A 22,029-nucleotide genomic window follows, 5' to 3' on the forward strand; every position below is an offset into this window, starting at 1 on the left:
AGAGACGATGACAGACCCGGATTACCGGCGCGATCTGGCGCGCATTGAAACCAAGCTGGATCGCGTGGAGACGGCCATTGTCAGCCTTGCTCGCATGGAAGAGCGGATGGTTACACTGTTCAACCGCATGGACCGATATGATGGTGAACTACGTGACGTCCTTAAGCGCGTGGCCGAGATTGAGCGGCTGACTATCGGGCGTGGCCATTTCTTTCGGTGGCTGGACCGCGGGGGGGCGGCGCTGGTGGCCCTAATTGTCGCCTATGTCTTCAATCAGTGGGTGGGGAAGGGCTGAGCTCAATGCCCAACTCCTTCGCCAACCCCTCCAGCGCCGCCACCGTCGGGTCGTAGGCCCCTTTGGCCTTCGGAAACCTGGCCTTCCGTGCGCGATAGAACCGCAGCCACTTCGGCAGTTCTTCCAGTGGATAGGTGGCTGACCAGATTTCGCCGGTCAGCGTGAAGGTCGTGTCGTCATGAGTGGTTTTCATGGCGGCGTTTTGCGGCACCCAGCCATGGGCTGCAAGACCGCCCGGATGATGACGGCCCCCAGAGTGTGCGTGATGTTCGGGAACTGGGGGCCGGCCTGCCCAATAGGATCCGGTGTCGGCAGACTTGGGTAATATAGGTGATGCCGCGTAAGCGTCAATTTTCCCTACCGCTTTGCGGTGTTCAGTTGGCGAACGCATCAATCAGGTTGAGGACAGCCAGCACCTTTCGGGTCTCGCTGTCGACACGATAGATCCGGTCGTCATCGCGGTAGTAATTCCAACCATGGCGAGCTTCCAGATCGTAGCGACGGGGGTCTCGCACGACGATATAGTCTTTCGTGCGAAGGATGTCTCCCACCCGGTTCCCATAGCGGGCCACGTGCTTGCGCGCTTGCCCCGGCGGGACACATGGCGGGTTCTTTTTGGCAAGCCCCGGTGGGCAGTCGGCGATATATCTCGCTTGTGGTCGAGGCTTGCGGTGATCGCCCCTGTGTTCATCGTGGCGTGCTTGGTGACCCTTTCCATTCCCTCTACCGGGATCGGAGAATGCAGGCGCCGCGCCAAGGGTGCCTGCAATGACAGCGATTGCTGCCAGTGTGGGTGCGAGCTTCATGTCTATGCTCCTTAAGATCGTCGCAGATGGATACGCCGATCCGACGACCAAGTTGCATCACGATTGATTGCTAGGCGGGCTGTTGCCATTTCATGATCGGTTTTCGGCTGGCCTCTGCTTGCACCTTGATGATCTCCGCGAGTGCGCGCGCATCGCGGGTACCGACCCCCGTAGGCCCTGACGAAATGTAGGAACGCCTCCAAACATAACCGCATCCGCCCCGCCTTCGTGCGGGGTTTTTTCATGGAGAAACGTATGTACCCAGCAGGGTTCAAGGGCCGCGCCAAGCGGCTCACTGTTATTGATATTGCCCGCGTCGGGCGGCTGATCGGCACCGGAGAGGATGAAATCCGAGCCGTCATCGAGGTCGAAACTTCCGGCGGCGGATTCGACAACAAAGGTCGGCCGAAGATGCTGTTCGAGCCGCATGTGTTCTGGCGTGAGCTGGGCCCCGGCCAAAAGCGCACCACAGCCGAGGCAACAGGTCTCGCCTATCAAAGGTGGGGTAGCGCGCCGTATCCCAAGGACAGCTATCCGCGCCTGGCATTGGCCATGAAGATCGATGCCGCAGCCGCGCTGCGCTCGGCGAGCTGGGGCTTGGGTCAGGTCCTGGGCTTCAACCACAAGGCTGCGGGCTATGCCTCGGCCGGCGATATGGTCGAGGCATTCTGCGACAGCGAGACCGCGCATCTGGAGGCGATGATCAGTTTCATCATCTCCGAAGACCTCGATGACGAATTGCGCCGGCATGATTGGTCAGCTTTCGCCCGTGGCTACAACGGTGCCGGTTACGCCACTCATGGCTACCACACCAAGCTCGCGGCCGCTTTCAAGCGCTGGCAGGCGATCCCAGACGCGCTGGCACCGGCCTGCCCGAAGATCGGTCTTGGTTCGCGCAACGATGCGGTGCGCCACGCGCAGGCTCGTCTGACCGCGCTTGGGTTCGACACCAAGGGCACGGACGGGATTTTCGGCGCGAACACCCGTGCCGCCACCATCGCTTTCCAGAAATCCGCCGGCCTCGCACCGGACGGCATTATCGGCCCGATCAGCTGGGCCGCGCTTCTCAAGGAGAACTGATTTATGCAAGCCATCATCGACGCGGCAATGCCGCACTTTCTTGAACTGCTCGGCCTGGCGCTGACCGGTATCATCGGCTGGGCCGCGTCCAAGGCCCGCCAGAAATGGGGCATCGAGATCGAGGCGCGCTATCGCGAGGCGCTGCATTCGGCGCTGATGACGGGTGCGCTGCTGGCGGTCAAGCACGAGCTGACGGGGCGGGCGGCTATCGATCTGATCCTGCGCTACATCAGGCATAGCGTGCCCGACGCGATCATGGGCCTGGACGCCCGGCCGGATGTTCTGACCGATCTTGCCAAGGCCAAGCTGGAACAGGCGGCCGCCGAGAAGGCAAGGGACGTGACCAGTGTTGCGGTGGATAAGCTGGCCGAGGCGCTGCGCAAGGCCGGCGCACCAGCCTAAACGATAAAAGCCGGGCTAGTGCCCGGCTCTTTAGATCATACGCTGACCTGATAATCATCAACTAGACAACCAATATTTGTTAACCAACAGAACAATACTTGTTAACTGGCAGATCAACTAATGTGCGACAGATCAGCGCGGTAGATGTCTATTTGGTTAGGTCCACAGTGGGTGACAGCAAGGGTGCTCAAGCCCTGATGCAGCCTCCTGAGCTTACACGGTTACGACATTGCCGCTCTGGTTTGGTGTGATCAGCTTGGACAGATCAAAACCTTGGGTTCGTGCAGCCGTCAGGTACATTTCTTTTATCTCATCCGGCAGATGATGATTCCGGGCTAGCAGCCACAGATTTTTACGATCCGGTGTGCCGACAAGCGAAACCGAATAATCGTCCGCGAGGGCAAGAATCCAGTAGTCACCTTTGGTGAACGGTATCCAGCGAAGGTATTCGGGCAGGAACGTGACCGTTAGCTTAGCGTTGGATTGGTCAGTCGGTATGGCTTGGCCAAGCGCCCGTACCGGCTTCCCGTCCTCGTCGATGCAGCGGTTATCTACTTGGATCGAGCCATCATCATCCAGGCTGTAAGTCGCTGTGATGTCTTCTGCTCCCTCGTCTTCCCATCTGAGGGGAAGGCGGCAGATCTCGAACCATGTTCCAAGATATCTGTCGAGATCGACATGCGGGATAGTGATGACTTCGCTGGCGGGGTTCATCAGGCATTCCTTTTGGGGTTTTGCACCTTCGAAACCCATTCTGCGCAGATTTGTTCCGCCCAGCCCTGCTCCGGTTCACCCTCGGAGCGGGGCCTTTTTGCGTTTAAGGCGTCGAGTTATGCGGGCTACCATGTCCAGGCTGACGATTCGGAGGCCAGCCCTTGTGCAATCAGTATGTCCCGCCCGCGAACTTCGATGAATTCCGCCAGATCTACGACTATGAAGCCGAGAACCTGACCGGCAACGAACCGTGGTTTGATGAGGCTTTCCCAGACCGGACACTACCGATCGTGCGCCGGGACGAGGCGGGGATGCAGTTGGTCAAGGCGCGCTGGGGCATGCCGTCGCCCCCGAAGTATCTGAGCAAGTCCGGCCGGGATAGCGGCGTCACCAACATCCGCAACGCCGGCAGCCCGCACTGGCGCCGCTGGCTGGGGCCGGAGCATCGCTGCTTGGTCCCGGTCAAGCGGTTCGCAGAACCGGGGCCGGACGGTCGCCCGGTCTGGTTCGAAAGTGCGGACGGCCGTCCCATGATGTTCGCCGGGATCTGTGTCGACGGCTGGGTCAGCATCCGCAAGGTCCGCGACGGCGAGACTGAGGATGATCTGTTCGGCTTTCTCACGACCGAACCCAATGCCGAGGTGGGTGCGATCCACCCCAAGGCCATGCCGGTGATCCTTCGCACGCGCGAGGAATGGGACGCATGGCTGACACTGCCTTGGCATGAGGTGCGACACATGCAGCAGCCGCTACCGGACGGGGCGCTAAAGCAAACCGGTTGAAGATGCGAGCCGGCTACAGAATGCGGATGTCATCGCGACTTATCTAATTGGTGGCGTGAAACGTTGATGCTTTATCGTTTCGTTAATCCTGATATAGGTAATAGCCTGTTCACGAAATGCCTTATGCTGGAGACGAATTCCGTACAGCTCATACCGCTCCGGCCAAATGTGCTTCGCAACGCAAAGAATTTGATCCGCCGCGCGAACAACATTCACAGTGGCTAAGTGACGTGCAGCGCCGTCTCCAAGATGAGAAAAGTAGACAGTACCGTTCTCTTCGCCCGGCTTGAAATCCATTGTTGTCATCAATTCGATAGCATCCGAGTTCGGATGCCCCCCGGTATCGATCATCTCATCGTATAAGCTAATAATAGCCTCGAAGAGCCTTTTATCGCGCATTTGCATCGCGGCTCTGGCTGCGCCAAAGCCGTTCCTACGGAAATTATCGCGGCTCTTCGGGTTGGTGCCCCTTTCAGACCATATTTTCAACCAGCCGCTATCATGCATAAAGAGGTGCGCGTATAGCATCGACTCTAGCGAAAGTCGGAGGAGCGAAGGTATCTGCGATGCATTTCCAGCCTTCGATAAAACTGCCGCTGTCCGCCAAGTACTAAAAGCAAAATTAACTAACCCAACGGACCGGTAGCCCTTCGCATGATCTAGATTTCCTATAAACAGTGAAAGGGTCGCGTCAGCAGAGGCAACTGCGAGAACCGTCGGCCCCCTTTCTAGGTTGTCGCGGATCATTTGAGTATAGCTGTCGAGATCAATAATATTTGCCATTCGATACCGATAACATTTCAAACGTAGGCCCACTAGCAGTAGCTGGATATGCAGTGGTTCTACCACGTTACCCAAAATCGCGCTCTTCGTCCCGCATTATCCGCGCTCGAAAAACCCCGGATGCGGCCGATTGACGCCGAACCGAATGGTGCCCTGTCCGAACCGCTGGTTGATGAAATCGGCCGCAGCCGAGGCGCGCTCGCCTTGCGTGCGCTCGGCCGGGGCCACCGGCAGCAGTAAGTCTCCGGTGCGCGAGGTCAGATAGTCGACGTCGCCCAGGTGCACGCCGATGGCCGCCAAGCGGCCGCCCCGGATTTCGGGCCAAGCCCGGCGCCATAGAGCCCGATTGATCCGCATGAACTCCAGCGTGTCCTGCGTCGGAGCGCAGCGTATCGAACGCGCCCAAGGAAAGCGTCCCATGGGCGAAAGGTGAAGGGCAAAGCTGCCCGCGACCCGGCCGTCGCGCCTGAGCCGGGCCGCCGCCTTTTCGATTAGCCAGCGCGACACCAGATAGGCTTCGGCCGGCGCGCGGAACTCGGGCGCCAGCACCTTCGAATTTCCGAAGCCGCCGCGCTGGGTCTTGACCAGCGGGATCGGCTCGCCTTGCAGCGCCCTGACGAAACGCTCCCCCTCGACCGATCTCCAGATCGCCCGCGCATGCCGCGGATCGAGGCGGCAGAGCGACACTATGTCACGCACGCCGGCACGCTCCAGACGCTCGCGCATCGAGCGCGAGATGCCCGGCAGATCGTCCAGCGCCAGATGGGCGATCCGGTCGGGCATGTTGCCCCGGTCGAGGTGCTGGCAGCCGTTCGGCTTTTCCAGCTTGCCGGCGATCTTGGCCAGCAGGTGATTGGGCCCCATCCCGGCGCTAAACCGCAGGCATTCTCCCACTTCCTGCGCCACCGCGTCCTTGAGCCGTGCGACCAAGGCCCGGGCGCTGTCGATCTCGGTTTCCTCGCCGGACAGCACAATCTGGAATTCGTCCACCGACCGGATGCGCTCCAGCTCAGCATGGCGATCCAGCACGGCCGCGACGCGCAGGTTGAACCGCACATAGAGCCGGTGCCGCGAGGGCAGGAACACGATGCCGGGGCATAGCTGCCGAGCCTCTGGGACGCTGGTACCGGTCTTTACGCCGAAGGCCTTGGCCTCATAGCTGGCCGCGACACAACACCCCTTTTCATTCTCCATGGCGGTGATCGCCACCGGCCGGCCCCGAATCGAGGGGTTCAACTGTTGCTCGACAGACGCGAAGAAGCTGTTCATGTCGATGTATAGCGTGCGTAGCGGTCCCATTACCCCAGATCCTGCGGATGTTCATCGGCCCTCTGATGTTCTATAAATGTTCTTGTTCGGCAAGAGGGCGAAATGGACAGGAAGCAACAGCTCAGCAACGTCAGCTTCGGGGGTGCGTGGTCAGAGCAGATCGCCGATGACGAGGCGCTTGCGCTGGCCATGGCCCGCCTAGACGGGGCGGTGATCGATACGCTGGTCGAGGATCTGCGCGGGGATGGTGAGCTGGAGGCCGCCTTTACCCGCGCCGCCGCCGCGCACCCGAAAGGCTATATGCTCCTGAGGGCGTGGACGCGCGCGCTTGCCATGCCGAACGCCGGCCTGCGGTCCGCCGAGTTGAAGCGAATCGCTGCTGCCTTGCGGGCTGGCATTGGCGTGAGGCTTCCGAAACCGTGACAGATGCTGCGAAGTTCGGGAGATCGACCAGGGCCGATGGAGAGGTCAGATTAAAAATTCATACCATTCAAGAAGACCATAAGTTCTCGGGTTTTCTCCACGGCGTCACCGCAAAAACGGAGGAAAACTTTTTCTCGGTCTCTGTCCCGTCGGCTCAAATCGAAATCCTTGGTAAGCCGGACCACATGGCGGGAAAGAATTTCTTCATGGATCAATAAGTCAGCCTTTGAGCTATGCAGCTGAAGGCGGAGGACGCGTAACCAGCCTGCATCTATGTGTCGCCATACACTTACCTGCGTTGTGCCGACTCTCAATGCTAGTTTGGGATGATTTTCGAGTATCAGTTCCAACCCTCGCGCTGCTTCTAATACAGCGGGGCCACCCGTTACCAACTTGACGATATTGTCCCTATGTGCCGGTTCCATCATTTTGCCATCTCGCCGGTTGACTTCCATATTTTCGATGCATTGCAAGAATTGTCTAGGGCGGATCATCAGAGATTGAGAACGCCGCTGAAATTCTGGCCAGTTCGCGAGAGCAGGGGCTACATACGCGAGAACACCTATGAGTTTCTCCGCAACCAAACAATGCGGGTTGGAGCGCCCAGAGTGCCCCCACATGGTTTCCCCTTGGGGGCACCCCTACACTTACCGAATTGTTAAATAAGGTAAATTTAGGGGGTTTGGTAGGCCCGGAGGGACTCGAACCCCCAACCAAGGCGTTATGAGCGCCCTGCTCTGACCATTGAGCTACAGGCCCCGAACGGCGCCACCATTGGCCGAGCCGGCTCGTTTCGTCAAGGACAAGATCGCCCTTGGCCGGGAAAGTTGCGGGGGCGCGGCCGTCATAAGCCCTATGATCTGCACGGCTGCCATGTGGATTGGCAACCGCGCAGCCTTCCTGGACAGAGGCTACGCAAAGCTCCCCAAGACCCGACCGGCACGGGAACCAAGCGCTTCGGTGTCGCGTTCTCTTGGCTCAATAGCCAAGAGGATTTCCCCCCATGTCCGACCTGCTTGTCATTGCCTTCGACGACGAGGCCACCGGCTTCGAACTGCGCACCGAATTGGTCAAGATGCAGAAGGAGTATCTGATCCAGCTTGAGGATGCCGTAGTCGTCACCCGCCCCACGGCCGACAATATCCAGTTGCATCAGGCCGTAAACCTGACGACCGCGGGTGCGCTTGGCGGCGGGTTCTGGGGTACGTTGGTGGGGCTGATCTTCCTCAATCCGCTGATCGGGGCCGCAGTGGGTGCCGGCGCAGGCGCCATTGCCGGCAGGTTTTCGGATATCGGCATCAACGACGATTTCATGCGCGAACTTGGCCAGTCCATTCCGCCGGGCGGTTCGGCCGTATGCATCCTTGTCCGCAAGATGACCGCCGACAAGGTGCTCGCACGGGTGGAAAGCTTCCGCATCCGGGGGCGTGTGCTGCAAACATCGCTGCCCGAGGCCGAGGAAGAGCGGCTGCGTCAGGCTTTTGCCGGCGGAGAGTTGGGCTCGGCGCTTGGCATGCCGCAGGTGGATCAACCCGCATCTGGCACCGCTTCGGCGGAAATTTCCGCATCTACAGTTACATCCGCGCCCTCAACGCAGGCCTGACGCTTGACGCAGGGGGCATGGGCGTGACAGGACGCGCCCATGCCCCGCCGCATGGACACACTCGACGAACCCGAGGCGCCGATGCCACGCCGCCGCCGCAGCATGCGCTGGCGGCCGCTGCTGCGACCGCTGCTGTGGCTGTGGTCCTGGCTTCGCTGGATCGGGTTGCGAATTCTGGCGCTGATGTTCGTGCTGGTCTTTCTGTTTTCCTTTATCAACCCGCCGACAACCTGGACCATCATTCAGGGCCAGCGCGAATTCCCCGGCCGGCCGGCGCATGAATGGGTCAAGCTGGACCAGATAGCGCCCAATGCGGTGCGCGCCGTGGTCGCGGCCGAGGACGCCAATTTCTGCAACCACTGGGGTTTCGACATGGTCGAGATCCGCCGGGTCATCGCCTCGGGCTCGGCGCGCGGGGCCTCGACCATCACGCAGCAGACGGCGAAGAACGTCTTTCTGTGGCAGGGTCGCAGTTGGCCACGCAAGGTGATGGAGACCGTCTATACCCCGATGATCGAGGCGCTGTGGTCCAAGCGGCGCATCGTCGAGGTCTATCTGAACATCGCCGAGTTCGGCCGGGGCGTCTTTGGCATCAAGGCGGCGTCGGAATATTACTTCAAGACCACGCCCGACAAGCTGACCCTGCGGAAGGCTGCTGCGCTGGCCTCGATCCTGCCCGCGCCGCGCACGCGCAACCCGCAGACCGATTCGGCCCGGACCCGCTCGATCATCAGCGGGGCCGAGACGATCCGGGCGGATGGCCGCGACTCCTGCCTCAGGCTCGGGCGCTGATCCGCCCTGCCCCGCCATGGCGGTTGAAACCGCGGCGCGGCGGGCGTATCAACCATAAGCCCGAGAACGAACCGGTTTTCCCCTTATGAATACTCCCTCGCCCAGCTCCACGATTCGCCTTTACCACGTCGCCCTGTCGCCCTTTTGCCGCAAGGTCCGGCTGGTGCTGGCCGAAAAGCGGATCGAGGTCGAACTGGTCGAAGATCGCTTCTGGGAGCCCGGCTCGGAAATCATGCGGCGCAATCCGGCGGGGAAACTGCCGGTGCTGCGCATGGACGGACGGCTTTTGGCCGAAAGTCAGGCGATCTGCGAATATCTGGACGAGATCCAGCCGCAACCCGCGCTGATGCCGGCGTTGCCGGCCGAGCGTTACGAGGTGCGCCGCCTTTGCGCCTGGTTCGACGACAAGTTCAACGCCGAGGTGACAAGGCCGGTGATGAACGAGCGGGTGTGGAAAAAGGTCATGCGCCTTGGCTATCCGGATTCGCGCACGGTCAAAAGCGGGCTGTCGGCGATCCGCTATCATCTCGATTATATGAAAAGCCTGCTGGAACATCGCCGGTGGCTTGCGGGCGACGTGATGACGCTGGCCGATTTCACGGCCGCCGCACATCTGTCCTGCCTCGATTATATCTCGGACGTGGACTGGACCTATTCGACCGAGGTTCAGGAATGGTACGCCAAGATCAAGTCGCGCCCCGCCTTCCGCAGCCTTCTTGCCGATCACCTGCCGGGCGTGCATCCGGCGCCGCATTATGCGCTGCTCGACTTCTAGATTGTCCGATCCGGCGGAAATCCGGTCGCGACTGGAACAGCAGGCAGGGGCCGAGGGATTCTCGGCCCTTGGCATCTGCGCCCTCGACGCCAACCCGCAACTGCCCGAGCGGCTGGCCCAGTTTCTGGAAAAGGGCCGGCACGGCCAGATGGGCTGGATGGCCGAGCGGACGCATTGGCGCGCCTCGCCCGCAGATCTGTGGCCCGAGGCGCGCTCGGTCATCATGCTGGCCGAGCTTTACACCCCCGAGCATGACCCGACCGAGATCATCCGCCACAAGGATCGCGGCGCAGTCAGCGTCTACGCGCAGGGCAAGGACTACCACGATCTGGTCAAGAAACGGCTCAAGCGGCTTGGCGGCTGGCTGGTCGGGCTGACAGGTTGCGAGATCAAGGTCTTTGTCGATACCGCCCCGGTGATGGAGAAACCGCTGGCTCAGGCGGCAGGGCTGGGCTGGCAGGGCAAGCATACCAACCTGCTGTCGCGCGAACTGGGAAGCTGGTTTTTCCTGGGCGCGATATTCACGACGCTGGACCTGCCCAAGGATGGGGCCGAACGCTCGCATTGCGGATCGTGCCGGGCCTGCCTAGACGCCTGCCCGACCGGGGCTTTCCCCGCGCCCTATCAGTTGGATGCGCGACGGTGCATTTCCTATCTGACCATCGAACACAAGGGCCCGGTCGATCCCGAGTTGCGGCCGATGCTAGGCAACCGCATCTATGGCTGCGACGATTGCCTTGCCGCCTGCCCGTGGAACAAATTCGCGCAGTCGGCGACCGAAATGCGCTATCACGGGCCGCATGGTGGCCCGGCGCTGGCAGAGTTGGCGGTCCTGGACGATGCCGCATTCCGCGAGCGTTTTTCAGGCAGCCCGATCAAGCGCATCGGACGCGACCGCATGGTGCGCAATGTGCTTTACGCAATCGGCAATTCGGGGCTTGCACATCTGCGCCCGGTCGCCGAATCCTTGGCGGATGACCCCGACCCTGCGGTCGCCGATGCGGCACGCTGGGCATGCGAGCGATTGCGATGATCCACACCCCACCAAGCCCGCTGCGCGGCATCTTGCTAAAATGCCTCAGCGTGCTGGTGTTCACCATCATGGCTTCGATCGTCAAGGCAACCGCCGACGGGGGGCTTGGCGTGCCGCCGGGGCAACAGGTGTTTTTCCGTTCGCTGTTCGCCATTCCGGTCATTCTGGTCTGGCTGGCGTTTCGGCACGAACTGGGTATCGGCCTGCGGACTTTTCGGCCCATGGGGCATTTCTATCGCGGCATCATCGGCACCGCCGCCATGGGGCTGGGTTTCTGGGCGCTGGCCTTGCTGCCTTTCCCCGAGGTCACGGCCCTGGGCTATGCCGCACCGCTGCTGACCGTGATCTTTGCCGCCATGTTCCTTGGCGAAGACGTACGGCTGTTTCGCCTGTCCATGGTGATGCTGGGCTTGCTCGGCGTCGTCATCGTGCTGTCTCCGCGCCTGACCTTTGGCGGTGAAATGGGCTATAAGGAAAGCTTGGGCGCGATGGTCACGCTGTCGGGCGCAGCCTGCGCGGCGCTGGCGCAGATATTCGTGCGCAAGCTGGTGCAAGAGGAACGCACCTCGGCCATCGTCTTCTGGTTCTCGGTGACATCGACGTTGCTTGGCCTGTTGACCCTGCCCTTTGGCTGGGTGCTGCCCGACGCCCCGACCACCGCACTGCTGGTCACGATCGGGCTATTGGGCGGGCTGGGGCAGATCCTGCTGACCTCGGCCTATCGCTATGCCGACGCGTCGCTGGTGGCACCCTTTGAATATGCCTCGATGCTGCTGGCACTGCTGATCGGCTGGTTCATTTTCGACGAGGCACCAACGGTGGTCATGTTGATCGGCGCAACGCTGGTTATCACCGCCGGCATCCTGATCATCTGGCGCGAACGGCAACTCGGGTTGGAGCGCAACCGCCAGCGCAAGGCCATGACCCCGCAGGGCTAGGGCCGACCGGCAAAGCCAAAGGCGACATAGTCGCGCAAATACACTTTTTTCGCAGCGGCACGCAGTTCCTGATCGTTCAGGAAATCCGGGATGGCCGCGGGATTTGGGAAATCCGCAGGCGTCTTGATCCCAACCCCTTGGGCAAACCATGGCAGGTCGCGGGGCAAATCCGCCTCGCGCAGCACCATGTCGGGCGCGCCAAAACGGGCAAATCCCGCCAACACCTCGGACTGACTGGCCCAGCCGGGATAGGTCGGCAGCGTCGTCTGCCCGTTCAGGTTGCGGCGCAAAAAGTCCAGAAAGGCCGCAAACAGTTCGGCCTTGCGGCCCTGATCCAGCGCGGCCAGCCCTTCTTCGGACGGCAAGGGCACGCGATGGATCTGGCGCATCAGATCGCGCAACTCGGCCTGCTGCCTGCCCCGAAGCAGCGCTTCAAACGCATCCCACGCGCGCAGCAACGGGTGGCGCAAGACGGTAAAGCTGCGATGGCCGACATGCTGGCGCTTCCATTGGCGCAGGCTGTTTTGGTTGAAATCGCCCGCGACCTCGCCCATGCGCCGCAGCCAGTCCGACACCGCGCCGGTCGGACCGCCCTTGATGGGCATGAAGATCATTCCACTGCCCACCTCGGCCCCCAGGAACGAAGGCACGGCCGGCCCCTTGCGCGGTTCGAAATTCGGGATGCGGCGCAACATGAACGGGTCCAGACGGGCAAGCTCCGCCTGCATGTCGTCGAAGTTCTCGACCTTTTCGGACAGTTCGCGCGGGTTCTGCGGCACCTGATCGCTGGCAGGCTCGACCCGTTCCAGATCGGTGCGGCCCAGCCAATGCAGCAGGCCGGTCATCACCGCGGCATCGCGCAGATCCTCGTATCCCAGCCAGAACGCGGCCTGACCGGTTACTTGCAAGCGGTGCATGATCTTGAACTGGAATTCCTCGATCTCTCCGGTCACCCGGCAGAATTCGGCGCCATCGAAACGCACCGCGGCCGGAATCGCGGTTTCGGTTTCGTTCAGCTTCCACTGGTTGGTGGCACGCGCCAGTTCGGTCGAGACATAGCTGTCCACCGGATTGCGGGTCAGGATGATCTTGGCGCAGGCCCGGTCCGCCATGATGGCATCAAAGACGCGCGGGTCATGGTCGTGGAAATAGCGAAACCCCGACAAATGGTTCGGCTTGTCGAAAAGGGCGGCCAGCAGCCGGTGCGGATCGGCCTCGCGTTCGGCCATGGTGATGCCCTTGAGCTCATCCTTGTCGGGCCAGCCCATCATGTAGGGGTTGAACGCCTCACCAAAGCAGGTGACGCGCTTGACGGCATTCAGCGTCGCCTCCAGCAGGTTCGAGCCGGTGCGCATCTCGGCGAAGATGACGAAACTGCGGAAAGGCTGGGTCATGGTGCAGGGTTTCCTTGGGCAGTCGGCGGTTCGGGATTGGTGGCGGGGAAATCCCCCATCAGTTGCGGGCGTAGCCCCGCATTGCGCAGCCTTTGCAGAAAGCGCCCCATGCCGGCAATCTCGCGCATGGGCGGCAGATCGTTGGCAGTATCGGGATTGCCGCCCAAACGGTGCAGGATCGCCCCCAGCACGGCCGAGGGTCGGGCGCAGAAATCGGCCAGGTCCCAGATCTGCGTCTGCGCCTTGAGCCAGACCGAGTTCAGCACCTCCATCTGCGCAAGTTCGGTGCGTTGAAGAATGGCCGCAACACGACGAATATCGTCAAAAGGCATGTCGGAATGCAGCAGCGGCACCACCCACGCCCCGGTGATGACAAAGATGCGCGCATTCGGATCGGTGGCGAGAAACCAGTTCATATCCTGTTCGTCGCGCGGGCTGAACTGCCAGACCTGCATCCGTCGGGTGATGCGGATCAGGTTGGCCAGAAAGCCGCGTTGGTCAAGATCACGCAGCACCGCACTGTCTGAAAGCGCGCCCGGCCCGATCGGCTGGCGGCCGGCGAATTCCACGCCATGCACGGCAAAGACATGCCCATGCACATCGGCGTCGATTCGACTGGCGAGCCAAGGCTCAAACCCGGGAAACAGGTCGGTAAAGCCTTGAAACAGCGCATAGGGGGCCGAGGTCTTGCCGTTCTCGCGGTCTTTCAGCGGAAAGCGGCTTTGCATGTAAAGCCCCGGACGGCCAAGCCGGCGCCGGGTCACCGCATGGCTGATGATGCGGTCCACCCGCCCGGGGCGCGGCTCGGCAGCCGAGGGTTTGTTGCTGCAAGAATAAGGAAAATGCTGATAAAGGCCGCGCGCGCCGCGCCAGATCTTGCGCGCGACAAAGCAGCGCGATTGCTGCAACAGCTCGCGATGATCGTCGTAAAAGATATAGGGTTTGCCCTGATCGTCGAACTTGGCCAGCGTCAGCGAGCGGCTTTCGATATGCGTGGAATGCCGCCGGGCAAGCGTCTGGAAATAGCTTTCATCCGGGATCCAGACCCGGTTGAAATAGCGGTCGAACTCTTGCCGGCGCGGATCGTTCAGGATCGCATGCAGCGTCGCCCGCGTCAGGCACCACCATTGCGAACCCAGATGCGGCACCAAACCCTGCGGAATGCGGCGGCTTACCTGCAGCCGGCGCTGCAGCTCGACATAGCGGTCGAAAAGCTTGCGCTGCCGCCGGAACGAGAACGGAAAACGCAGGGTAAAGCGTTCCTCGTTCAGCCCTCCCACGGTCCAGCCGACATCCTCGGCCGTCACGCTTTCGATGAAATCACGCCCCGGGTGCAAAGCAAGATAAGCGCAGATATCCCGCACCGGCCGCAACGGCAGGCAAGCACCCGAGACGACCAGAACATGCGTCACATCCTTAAAGCCCGCCAGCAGCAGGCCGGCCGCGTCCTGCGTGGCGCGCACCAGACTGAAGCTGCCCCATTCGCAGTCATGGCGCGGGCTGAACAGCACCTGCGGCAGTTCCGCAAGCTCGGCTCGCATTGCCTCAATCGCATCTGCCGGGGTCTTGGCGTCGATATGGACCGACACCGCAGCGCCACCCTGCGCCCAGACCCGCGCCACGCCGGCGGCGATGCGCAGCTCCTCGTGGCACAGCATGACCACGCCCAGCCTGACCGGCGCGGCGCTCATGCCCAGTTCCCCTTGGAGATCAGGCCCAGATCCTCAAGCTGGCGCCAATCCTGCAATTCGCAGGATTCCTCGCACCAGAAATCCGGGTCGTCCCGCAACCCGGCGTGATAGGCGAGGTATTCCTGGCTGTTGGCGTAATGCTGACGACGGGTCAGTTCCTCGGCGGATTTCTCGACAAAGGTGGACAGGAATTTGGCGTGCAAAAGACAGCCCGAGGCCTTTTCCCCGCCGTTCTCGTCATAGACCCGGTTCAGCGAGCGTGGCAGCAGCATATGGGTCGAACTGAGATAGGCTTGACCGCGTCGCCATCGGACCAGCGGAATCTTGTTCAGCGCCGGCGCACTTTCGGGGTCGTCCGCGAAAAACGCCCGCGCGCGCGGCCCCCCCTGAATCCAAAGATTGCCATATTCGCCATTCTTGCGGATGACATAATTGGCCGGATCGAACCAGCGCGCCACCTGAAACGGGTCCTGCCCGGCGCGATAGGGCTGCGCAGTCAGCGAACCCTTGGGATACATGTCCAGCAACATGGCCGAGAAGGATCGGATATTGCTGGCGTCCAGCCAATCGGTCAGCGCCTGCAAGGGCCTTGTGTCGTGATGCGGATAGATCAGGAATTCGTCGCAATCCACCGTCAGGCACCAATGTCCTGCGCCATACCGGCGCAACAACCAGTTCAGCCAGTCGAGCCCAAAGAGCGCATCCTTATAGCTGGCATGGGTCAGCCAGACCGAGACATCGGGCTGATTGGCCAGATATTCGCATCCGCCATCATCCGAGCCATTATCGACCACCAGAAAATGCCGGATACCCATCGCCCGGTAATAATCCAGAAACCACGGCAGACGCAGCGCCTCGTTACGGATGGCGGTGAACAGCAGGATATCGCCCGGTTGGATTTGGGCGGTACGGTCCCACAGCGGACGCAGCCGCCGGCGACACCGAAACGCGCGCCATAACAGCCATTGACGGCGGGCGCGGAGTCTAAGCTTTTGCCGAAGAATCCTGAACAGGCGCGGCACGGACCATCTTACCTTTTGCCGCTGTTACATAACCTTAACGCGCATGTGGCGCAATGATTGGGCTCAACCCGGCGTAGAAAAGTGCAAAATGCCCGTCCCAATCGGGCACCGGCCAGGGCGGCAGCCGCACTGGCGGTGCAGCAGCCAGACGCGCAACTTCCGCCGCCCAGTCGCCCGCAGCGTCCGGGGACAGCCAGGTCGCGTAGTCGCCCAACATCTCACGCGCCGCAGGCGAAGGGGCGGCGAGGACGGGAATGCCCCGCCCCGCCGCCTCGGTCAGCGGCAGGCCGAAACCTTCGGCCCGGCTGGGCATCAACAGGCCATGGCTGCGGCCGATCAGTTCGGCCACCGCACCGTCGTCAAGATCGGACAGCTCGCGCACCGGACCATCGGGCGGCAGCCGGTCAAGCCGGGCAAAGACCTCGCGATTCTCCCAGCCACGGCGCCCGATGATGAAAAGCTGCGGCGGATCGGGCCGCAGGGTCAATTGCTGCCATGCGTCCAGAAGAAGGGCGTGGTTCTTGCGCGGCTCGATGGTGCCCAACGTAACGAAGAAAGGGCGCGAGAGATCCAGATCCGCGGGCAGTCCGGCTGCATCTGGCGCAGCCAGCCGGGTGCCGATCGGAGCCGCAATGACCGGGGTCGCATCCGGCAGGTTCAGCCGGTCGCGCCAGCGCAGCACATCGGCACGGGTCGCCCCCGAGACGGTCAGGACCAACTCGGCCTGCCCCAGCGCCGCGATGAAACGAGCGCGGAACTTGTCATCCTGCCCGGCGCGGGTGAATTCGGGATGGTCCAGCGGAATCGTGTCGTGGATCAGCACAGCGCGGGGCAAGGGGCGCAGGTTTTGCAGCAACTCCCGTTGCAGATTGGCGTGGCCGACATTCAGATAGACCGCCTGCCCCAGATACGCTTGCGCGACAGGGCCAAGGCCGTGCCCGTCACGCCCGGCGCGCGCCAGCGCCATGCGACGCAGCGCGGCCTCGGCCCGCGCGGGCAAGCTATAGCGTCCCCGCAAACGATCCAGAAAATCGGGCGGCGGCAGGTCATCCAGCTTGCCGCCCAACCAGCGCAAAATAGCTGCCCCGGCCAGCGGCGGCAGCAGCAACTGACCCCGCCGCACCCGGCAAAGCAGCAGATGCGGGCGGGTTTGCAGATGAGCCAGCCATTCGGCCTCGACCCGGTCTATACCCGTCGCCGGGCCGCCGCCAAGCCGCGAGATCAGCCGTGAGACGTCCAGCAGAACAGCCGCGTCAGGCCCCATATCCGCCGTTCTGGTGCCAGCGCCAGGCATCGCCAATCATCTGCGGCAGGGTTGAACGGGTGGGGTTCCAGCCAAGCACCGACACCGCCTTTTCACTGCCCGAGACCAGCTTGACCGCATCGCCACCGCGTCGCGGTCCCTCGGTCAACGGCACAGGCCGATTGGTCACATGGTGGGAATGGTCGATCACCTCGCGCACCGAGAAGCCGTTGCCGGTGCCAAGGCAAAAGACCTCGTGCCCGCCAGCCGCCACCTTGCCGTCCAGCAGGTATTTCAGCCCCAGCACATGCGCATCGACCAGGTCCATCACATGCACATAATCGCGGATACAGGTGCCGTCCGGCGTGGGATAATCCGTGCCGTGAATGGTCAGCGCCGCGCGCTTGCCGTCGATGGCGTCAAGGATCAGCGGGATCAGATGCGTTTCGGGTTGGTGGAACTCGCCCACCTCGGCATCCGGGTCCGCGCCGGCCACGTTGAAATAGCGGAAGATTACCGACTTCAACCCGTCCGAGGCCCCGAAATCCTTGAGCATATCCTCGATCGCGCGCTTGCTGGCGCCATAGGCGTTCAGCGGCGTCTGTGCGGTCATCTCGTCCAACACCACCCCATCGTGGTCGCCGTAAGTGGCGCAGGTCGAGCTGAACACGAAGTTCCGCACACCCGCCGCCAGCGTCGCCTCGATCAGGCTGAGCGAGGCGCTGACATTGCCGCGCCAGTATTTGCCCGGCTCGCGCATCGCCTCGCCCACCTGGCTGAGTGCGGCGAAATGCATCACGGCGACGGGCTTATGCCGGGCGAACACCTCGTCCAGCCGCGCACGGTCCAGCAGATCGCCCTGTTCGAAGGGGCCGAATTTCACCGCCTGCTGCCAGCCGGTGCACAGGTTGTCATAGGTGACGGGCTCAAAACCCGCCGCGCGCAATGCCTTGCAGGCGTGCGAGCCGATATAGCCCGCGCCGCCAGTTACCAGAACCTTGTCTGTCATATCCCGTTATTCCGCCGCCTTGCGCATTGCCAGGACGTCGGACAGGTAATCCGCGAATTCGTCCTTGAGTTCGTCACGCGCCAGACCGAAGGCCACGGTCGCCTGCAGGAAGCCGGCCTTGGAGCCGCAGTCGAACCGCTGGCCGCGGAAACGCAGGCCGTAAACGTCCCGCCCTTCGGCGATCTCGTCGGCGATGGCGTCGGTCAGTTGGATCTCGCCGCCCGAGCCTTGCTTGAGCTTGTTGAGACTGCCCAGCACTGTCGGCGCCAGAATGTAACGGCCGATGACCGCAAGGTTCGAAGGCGGGTTTTCCTTGGGCTTTTCAATCATGCCTTTGGCACGGACGATGGCGCCCATGTCCTCGGCCACGTCCAGGACGCCGTAAGCCTTGGTCTTTTCGACGGGGACTTCCATCGTGGCGACCATGCTGCCGCCGGTTTCCTGATAGGCTTCGATCATCTGCTGAAGACAGGGTGGTTCGCCCATGATCACGTCGTCGGTCAGGATGACGGCAAAGGGCTCATCGCCAACAAGACGACGCGCGCACCACACCGCATGGCCAAGGCCCAACGCCTTATGCTGGCGGATATAGGCGATGGCGCCCGAGTCCATGTTGGTCGAGCGCAGGATATCCAGCAGTTCGGTCTTGCCGGCCTTTTTCAGATTCGATTCCAGCTCGTGGGCATGGTCGAAATAATCCTCGAGCGCACCCTTGCCGCGCGAGGTGACAAAGATGAATTCCTCGATCCCCGCCGCACGCGCCTCGTCGATGGCATACTGGATCAGCGGGCGATCCACCAAGGTCATGATCTCCTTGGGAATGCTTTTCGTGGCGGGTAGAAAGCGGGTGCCCAGTCCAGCCACGGGGAAGATGGCCTTGGTGACTTTGCGAGTCATGAATTTCGGTCTCCTGATTCCTGCGCCGACACGGGGCGTGTATCTCTTTCAGCGCCTGCGCAACAAGCGTCTGGTCAGCACAGTCGTTCCCTAAAAATAGCAAATCGATTCAATTTTTGCACTATACGGCGTTTTTTCGCTGGGTCACCTCCGTCATCCAGGCAAATTTCCCCGCTCGCGCAAAATGCGCGCATTCTTGCTCAGAAATATGACAGGCGGATCACCGGGGCGGGATGGCGCCCAAAGTCCACCACATTGTTCCCACCAGCCACCCGGAGCAAGGGTCCGCCGATGCGGTAGAAAACCGGGCGTCAGCAGCAATAACGTCACCGTCTGGCCCTGTGCCACGACCTGCGCCGCACGGGCGCGCAAAGCGCGCGCCTGCCAATACCAGCCCGCCAGAAACAGCGGCTCACCGGCCATCGCCATCCGCGGCATGGGCCGCAACGGCGGCGGCGGGGGGCGAGACCATGGGGCCGGCGGCGCTGGCGACGGTCCCTGCCCCTCAGCCAAGCCCCGCTCAAGCGTCGCAAGGATCGGCGCGATGGCAAAGGGGTCAAGCCGTCCGGCCACCATATGCCGCAACAGCCGTCGCCGCTGGCTGTCGCGCAGGCCGCCGATGTCGCCCCCATGCCGCGCGGCAAAGATCGCGGCCGACCGGCCGATGGCGGTCAGGTCACGCGGCACCCCTCCTTTGCCACGGCCGGGGCCGGGGGCGATACCGTGGATCACCTGCGCCGAGGGAACCACTGCGGTCAGCCCCTGCGGAAAGCGCGCAGCCATGCGCATGTTCACGTCGCTTTCGTCCAGATAATAGGGGAATGCCGGATCAAAGCCGCCGATGGCCAACAGCGCCTCGCGCCGAAAACCGCAATTCGTGCCGATAGTACTGACCGGACAGCCGTTTTCGGGCGACAGCAACGTGGTCTTTGCGATATCCAGCGGCTCGGTGGCACCCGAAGGGGTGATCCGCTCGGCCCGCACCTGCCAGCGCAACCCGTCCGGGCCGCGGGTAAAGCCGGTGGCTGCGACAACGCGCGGATCGGCAAGGGGACGGGCCAGCGCCTCGGCCCAGCCCGACTCGGCCAACGCGTCATCGTCGATGAACAGCACCACCTCGCCGGCTGCCAGCGCCAGTCCTTCGTTGCGCGCGGCGGAAATATTGGCGTGGTCAAAGGCCAACCGTTTCAGTGGCAGGTCCGGGCGCATGCCCGAAGAGGCCGGATCGGCGACCAGCACCACCTCGAAATCGGGATGGGTCTGGCCCGCCAGCGCGGTCAGACAGCGCGCAAGTGCCTGTGGCCGGTGGCGCGAGATGACGACGATACTTGCCGAAGGCATATGACTTGTCGAAGGCTCATGGCCCTCGGGCATCAGGCGATGCCCATCCGCTGCATCATCGCCTCCAGCTTGGGCACATCCGAGGGGTTGTTCAGTTCCCAGAACTCACGGCCCTTCGCCTCGACCTCGACGCAAAGGATGCGCCGACCGCGTTCCAGAAAGCGCAACTGTTCAAGGCCCTCCAGCACCTCCAGCCGGCCTTCTCCCCACGCCGGATATTCCGCCAGCGCCTGGGGGCGATAGGCATAGACGCCGACATGATGGTATACGGGGGTCGGGTCGCTGGGACCGAAATCAGCCCCGGCATAGGGGATGACCTCCTTGGAGAAATAAAGCGCACGGCCGTCATGGCCGAAAACAGCGGTGGTGCCACCCACGCGCCCCGCCACCCGGTCGGCGATCAGTTCAGAACGCATGGCACCAGAACAGCGCAGCACCGGCGTCGCCACATCGGCCCCCGGATCGGCGCGCAGGCCGGCGATCAGTTCCTCGACGAACCAGGCGGGGGTCAACGGCGCGTCCCCTTGCAGGTTCACCACGATCTGGGGCGACAGTCCCAGCCGTTCCACCGCCTCGGCACAGCGCTCGGTGCCGTTGCGGGCCGTGGTCGAGGTCATGGCGACCTCGGCCCCGAACCCCTCGGCATGGGCGCGGATGCTGTCGTCATCCGTGGCGACGATTACACGGTCAACGCCCTGAACGGCACGCGCCGCCTCCCAACTGCGGCGGATCAGCGAAAGCCCCTCGCCGGTCGCGCCACGCAGTTCGACCAGCGGCTTGCCGGGATAGCGCGTCGAGGCATGCCGCGCCGGAATGACGATAACGACGGACATGCGATCAGTCCTTGACCAGCAGCACGCCCGGGGCAAAGGCGATAAAGAACGGATTGTCGAACCCCGGCTTGCCATATTTCAACGGTGTGTGGTCGTCGAAGCGCACCACTTCGCCGCCTGCTCCGCGCAGCACCGCATCGCCGGCTGCGGTGTCCCATTCCATCGTGCGGCCCAGACGCGGGTAAAGATCGGCCTCGCCCGTGGCGACAAGGCAGAATTTCAGCGAGGAACCAGCCGAGGTCATGTCCCGCACCCCATAGCGGCCGATATACTCGTCGGTTGCGGCATCCCGGTGCGATTTCGAGGCGACCACCATCAGCGCCCGGTTGTCGGGGGTCGAGTTGACGCCGATGGGCGTGACCTCGCCCGGCTTTTCACCGAAGGGAGCCTTTTCCTCGACCGAGCCGCCCTGCGCGGTGGTATAGAACAGCCGCCCCTTGGCCGGGGCATAGACCACGCCAAAGCGGGGCACACCGTTTTCCACATAGGCGATGTTGACGGTAAAATCGCCGCGACGCTGCACGAATTCCTTGGTGCCGTCCAGCGGATCGACGATCAGGAAGGTTGAAAGGCTCTGGCCATGGGTTTCGGCCTGCTCTTCGGTCACCAGCGCAATGTCGGGAAAGGCCGCGCGCAACCCGGCCGAGATCAACGCATCCGCGGCCTCATCGGCCTCGGTCACGGGCGAAGAATCGGATTTCGCCCGCACCTCGAAATCGTCGCTGCCATAGATCTTCATGATCTCGTCGCCGGCCTGCAAGGCAAGGCGTCGCATTTCCGCAATCATTTGATCGAATTGCATGGTTTTTCCTTTCCGACCCGTAGCCTCGGGGATGCGGTGCCGATTGAATACGGCTGTCGGCTTCCTTATGATGCGGCGGACCGCGCAGGGCAAGCATCCCTC

The 22,029-nt window shown here is 62.4% G+C and carries 24 protein-coding genes and 1 tRNA gene; 10 read left to right on the forward strand and 15 right to left on the reverse strand.

The window, feature by feature from the left end:
• Positions 1–7: 7 nt before the first annotated feature.
• Positions 8–295, forward strand: a complete 288-nt coding sequence (locus tag JWJ88_RS08655) for a hypothetical protein (protein ID WP_205293707.1) — start codon at positions 8–10, stop codon at positions 293–295.
• On the opposite strand, the gene JWJ88_RS08660 is transcribed toward JWJ88_RS08655, so the two are convergent.
• Complete coding sequence (locus tag JWJ88_RS08660) at positions 270–488, reverse strand: hypothetical protein (protein ID WP_205293708.1); 219 nt, start codon at positions 486–488, stop codon at positions 270–272. The two genes, JWJ88_RS08655 and JWJ88_RS08660, sit on opposite strands and share 26 nt — an antisense overlap.
• A 181-nt stretch (positions 489–669) precedes the next feature.
• Positions 670–1,101, reverse strand: coding sequence for a hypothetical protein (locus tag JWJ88_RS08665; RefSeq protein WP_205293709.1), 432 nt, complete (start codon positions 1,099–1,101; stop codon positions 670–672).
• Positions 1,102–1,344: 243 nt separating this feature from the next.
• Here JWJ88_RS08665 and JWJ88_RS08670 point away from each other — a divergent pair, with 243 nt between their 5' ends.
• Both JWJ88_RS08670 and JWJ88_RS08675 read left to right on the forward strand, forming a co-directional pair.
• A complete protein-coding gene (locus tag JWJ88_RS08670; protein ID WP_240200137.1) occupies positions 1,345–2,181 on the forward strand; it encodes an N-acetylmuramidase domain-containing protein in 837 nt (278 codons plus the stop codon).
• A gap of 3 nt (positions 2,182–2,184) precedes the next feature.
• Positions 2,185–2,583: a hypothetical protein gene (locus JWJ88_RS08675; protein ID WP_205293710.1), complete on the forward strand. Its 399-nt coding sequence runs from the start codon at positions 2,185–2,187 to the stop codon at positions 2,581–2,583.
• A gap of 213 nt (positions 2,584–2,796) precedes the next feature.
• On the opposite strand, the gene JWJ88_RS08680 is transcribed toward JWJ88_RS08675, so the two are convergent.
• Positions 2,797–3,297: a lipocalin family protein gene (locus JWJ88_RS08680; RefSeq protein WP_205293711.1), complete on the reverse strand. Its 501-nt coding sequence runs from the start codon at positions 3,295–3,297 to the stop codon at positions 2,797–2,799.
• Positions 3,298–3,458: 161 nt separating this feature from the next.
• On the opposite strand from JWJ88_RS08680, the gene JWJ88_RS08685 reads away from it, so the two are divergent.
• Positions 3,459–4,079: an SOS response-associated peptidase gene (locus JWJ88_RS08685; RefSeq protein WP_205293712.1), complete on the forward strand. Its 621-nt coding sequence runs from the start codon at positions 3,459–3,461 to the stop codon at positions 4,077–4,079.
• Positions 4,080–4,118: 39 nt separating this feature from the next.
• On the opposite strand, the gene JWJ88_RS08690 is transcribed toward JWJ88_RS08685, so the two are convergent.
• Both JWJ88_RS08690 and JWJ88_RS08695 read right to left on the reverse strand, forming a co-directional pair.
• Entirely contained in the window at positions 4,119–4,862 is a 744-nt protein-coding gene (locus JWJ88_RS08690; RefSeq protein WP_205293713.1) for a hypothetical protein, read from the reverse strand.
• A gap of 96 nt (positions 4,863–4,958) precedes the next feature.
• Positions 4,959–6,161 (reverse strand): DNA polymerase Y family protein, encoded by a 1,203-nt coding sequence (locus JWJ88_RS08695; RefSeq protein WP_205293714.1) that lies wholly within the window; start codon positions 6,159–6,161, stop codon positions 4,959–4,961.
• 72 nt (positions 6,162–6,233) lie between these two features.
• Here JWJ88_RS08695 and JWJ88_RS08700 point away from each other — a divergent pair, with 72 nt between their 5' ends.
• A complete protein-coding gene (locus tag JWJ88_RS08700; protein ID WP_205293715.1) occupies positions 6,234–6,554 on the forward strand; it encodes a hypothetical protein in 321 nt (106 codons plus the stop codon).
• 683 nt (positions 6,555–7,237) lie between these two features.
• Here the strand turns inward: JWJ88_RS08700 and JWJ88_RS08705 are convergent.
• Positions 7,238–7,313, reverse strand: a tRNA-Ile gene (locus JWJ88_RS08705).
• A gap of 244 nt (positions 7,314–7,557) precedes the next feature.
• Here JWJ88_RS08705 and JWJ88_RS08710 point away from each other — a divergent pair.
• The 5 genes from JWJ88_RS08710 to JWJ88_RS08730 all read left to right on the forward strand — a co-directional run bounded on the left by JWJ88_RS08710 (position 7,558) and on the right by JWJ88_RS08730 (position 11,695).
• Complete coding sequence (locus JWJ88_RS08710; protein ID WP_205293716.1) at positions 7,558–8,157, forward strand: DUF1269 domain-containing protein; 600 nt, start codon at positions 7,558–7,560, stop codon at positions 8,155–8,157.
• A gap of 39 nt (positions 8,158–8,196) precedes the next feature.
• Complete coding sequence (mtgA, locus tag JWJ88_RS08715) at positions 8,197–8,949, forward strand: monofunctional biosynthetic peptidoglycan transglycosylase (RefSeq protein ID WP_205293717.1); 753 nt, start codon at positions 8,197–8,199, stop codon at positions 8,947–8,949.
• 85 nt (positions 8,950–9,034) lie between these two features.
• The gene (fzlA, locus tag JWJ88_RS08720; RefSeq protein ID WP_205293718.1) at positions 9,035–9,724 is read left to right on the forward strand and encodes an FtsZ-binding protein FzlA; all 690 of its coding nucleotides are present in this window, start codon (positions 9,035–9,037) and stop codon (positions 9,722–9,724) included.
• The gene (queG, locus tag JWJ88_RS08725; protein ID WP_205293719.1) at positions 9,705–10,757 is read left to right on the forward strand and encodes a tRNA epoxyqueuosine(34) reductase QueG; all 1,053 of its coding nucleotides are present in this window, start codon (positions 9,705–9,707) and stop codon (positions 10,755–10,757) included. Before fzlA ends, queG begins: the two co-directional genes overlap by 20 nt.
• The gene (locus JWJ88_RS08730) at positions 10,754–11,695 is read left to right on the forward strand and encodes a DMT family transporter (protein WP_205293720.1); all 942 of its coding nucleotides are present in this window, start codon (positions 10,754–10,756) and stop codon (positions 11,693–11,695) included. Before queG ends, JWJ88_RS08730 begins: the two co-directional genes overlap by 4 nt.
• Here the strand turns inward: JWJ88_RS08730 and JWJ88_RS08735 are convergent.
• From JWJ88_RS08735 to cysQ, 9 genes are all read right to left on the reverse strand, one after another.
• On the reverse strand, positions 11,692–13,089 hold the full coding sequence (locus tag JWJ88_RS08735; RefSeq protein ID WP_205293721.1) for a hypothetical protein: 1,398 nt from the start codon (positions 13,087–13,089) through the stop codon (positions 11,692–11,694). The two genes, JWJ88_RS08730 and JWJ88_RS08735, sit on opposite strands and share 4 nt — an antisense overlap.
• Positions 13,086–14,780, reverse strand: a complete 1,695-nt coding sequence (locus JWJ88_RS08740) for a DUF5927 domain-containing protein (RefSeq protein ID WP_205293722.1) — start codon at positions 14,778–14,780, stop codon at positions 13,086–13,088. Before JWJ88_RS08740 ends, JWJ88_RS08735 begins: the two co-directional genes overlap by 4 nt.
• On the reverse strand, positions 14,777–15,802 hold the full coding sequence (locus JWJ88_RS08745) for a glycosyltransferase family 2 protein (protein WP_205293723.1): 1,026 nt from the start codon (positions 15,800–15,802) through the stop codon (positions 14,777–14,779). Before JWJ88_RS08745 ends, JWJ88_RS08740 begins: the two co-directional genes overlap by 4 nt.
• A gap of 34 nt (positions 15,803–15,836) precedes the next feature.
• Entirely contained in the window at positions 15,837–17,096 is a 1,260-nt protein-coding gene (locus JWJ88_RS08750; RefSeq protein ID WP_240200138.1) for a glycosyltransferase family 4 protein, read from the reverse strand.
• On the reverse strand, positions 17,056–18,054 hold the full coding sequence (galE, locus tag JWJ88_RS08755) for a UDP-glucose 4-epimerase GalE (protein WP_205293724.1): 999 nt from the start codon (positions 18,052–18,054) through the stop codon (positions 17,056–17,058). Before galE ends, JWJ88_RS08750 begins: the two co-directional genes overlap by 41 nt.
• 6 nt (positions 18,055–18,060) lie before the next feature.
• Positions 18,061–18,951 carry a UTP--glucose-1-phosphate uridylyltransferase gene (locus JWJ88_RS08760; protein WP_205293725.1) on the reverse strand — a complete coding sequence of 297 codons (891 nt, stop codon included), beginning with the start codon at positions 18,949–18,951 and terminating at the stop codon, positions 18,061–18,063.
• A gap of 153 nt (positions 18,952–19,104) precedes the next feature.
• The gene (locus tag JWJ88_RS08765) at positions 19,105–20,325 is read right to left on the reverse strand and encodes a glycosyltransferase family 2 protein (RefSeq protein ID WP_205293726.1); all 1,221 of its coding nucleotides are present in this window, start codon (positions 20,323–20,325) and stop codon (positions 19,105–19,107) included.
• Positions 20,325–21,125: a 3-deoxy-manno-octulosonate cytidylyltransferase gene (locus tag JWJ88_RS08770; protein WP_205293727.1), complete on the reverse strand. Its 801-nt coding sequence runs from the start codon at positions 21,123–21,125 to the stop codon at positions 20,325–20,327. The genes JWJ88_RS08765 and JWJ88_RS08770 overlap by 1 nt, the downstream gene beginning before the upstream one ends.
• A 4-nt stretch (positions 21,126–21,129) precedes the next feature.
• Positions 21,130–21,927, reverse strand: coding sequence for a 3'(2'),5'-bisphosphate nucleotidase CysQ (gene cysQ, locus JWJ88_RS08775; RefSeq protein ID WP_205293728.1), 798 nt, complete (start codon positions 21,925–21,927; stop codon positions 21,130–21,132).
• Between the last annotated feature and the right edge of the window lie 102 nt (positions 21,928–22,029).

It is taken from the genome of Paracoccus methylovorus (assembly GCF_016919705.1).
Lineage (GTDB): Bacteria > Pseudomonadota > Alphaproteobacteria > Rhodobacterales > Rhodobacteraceae > Paracoccus > Paracoccus methylovorus.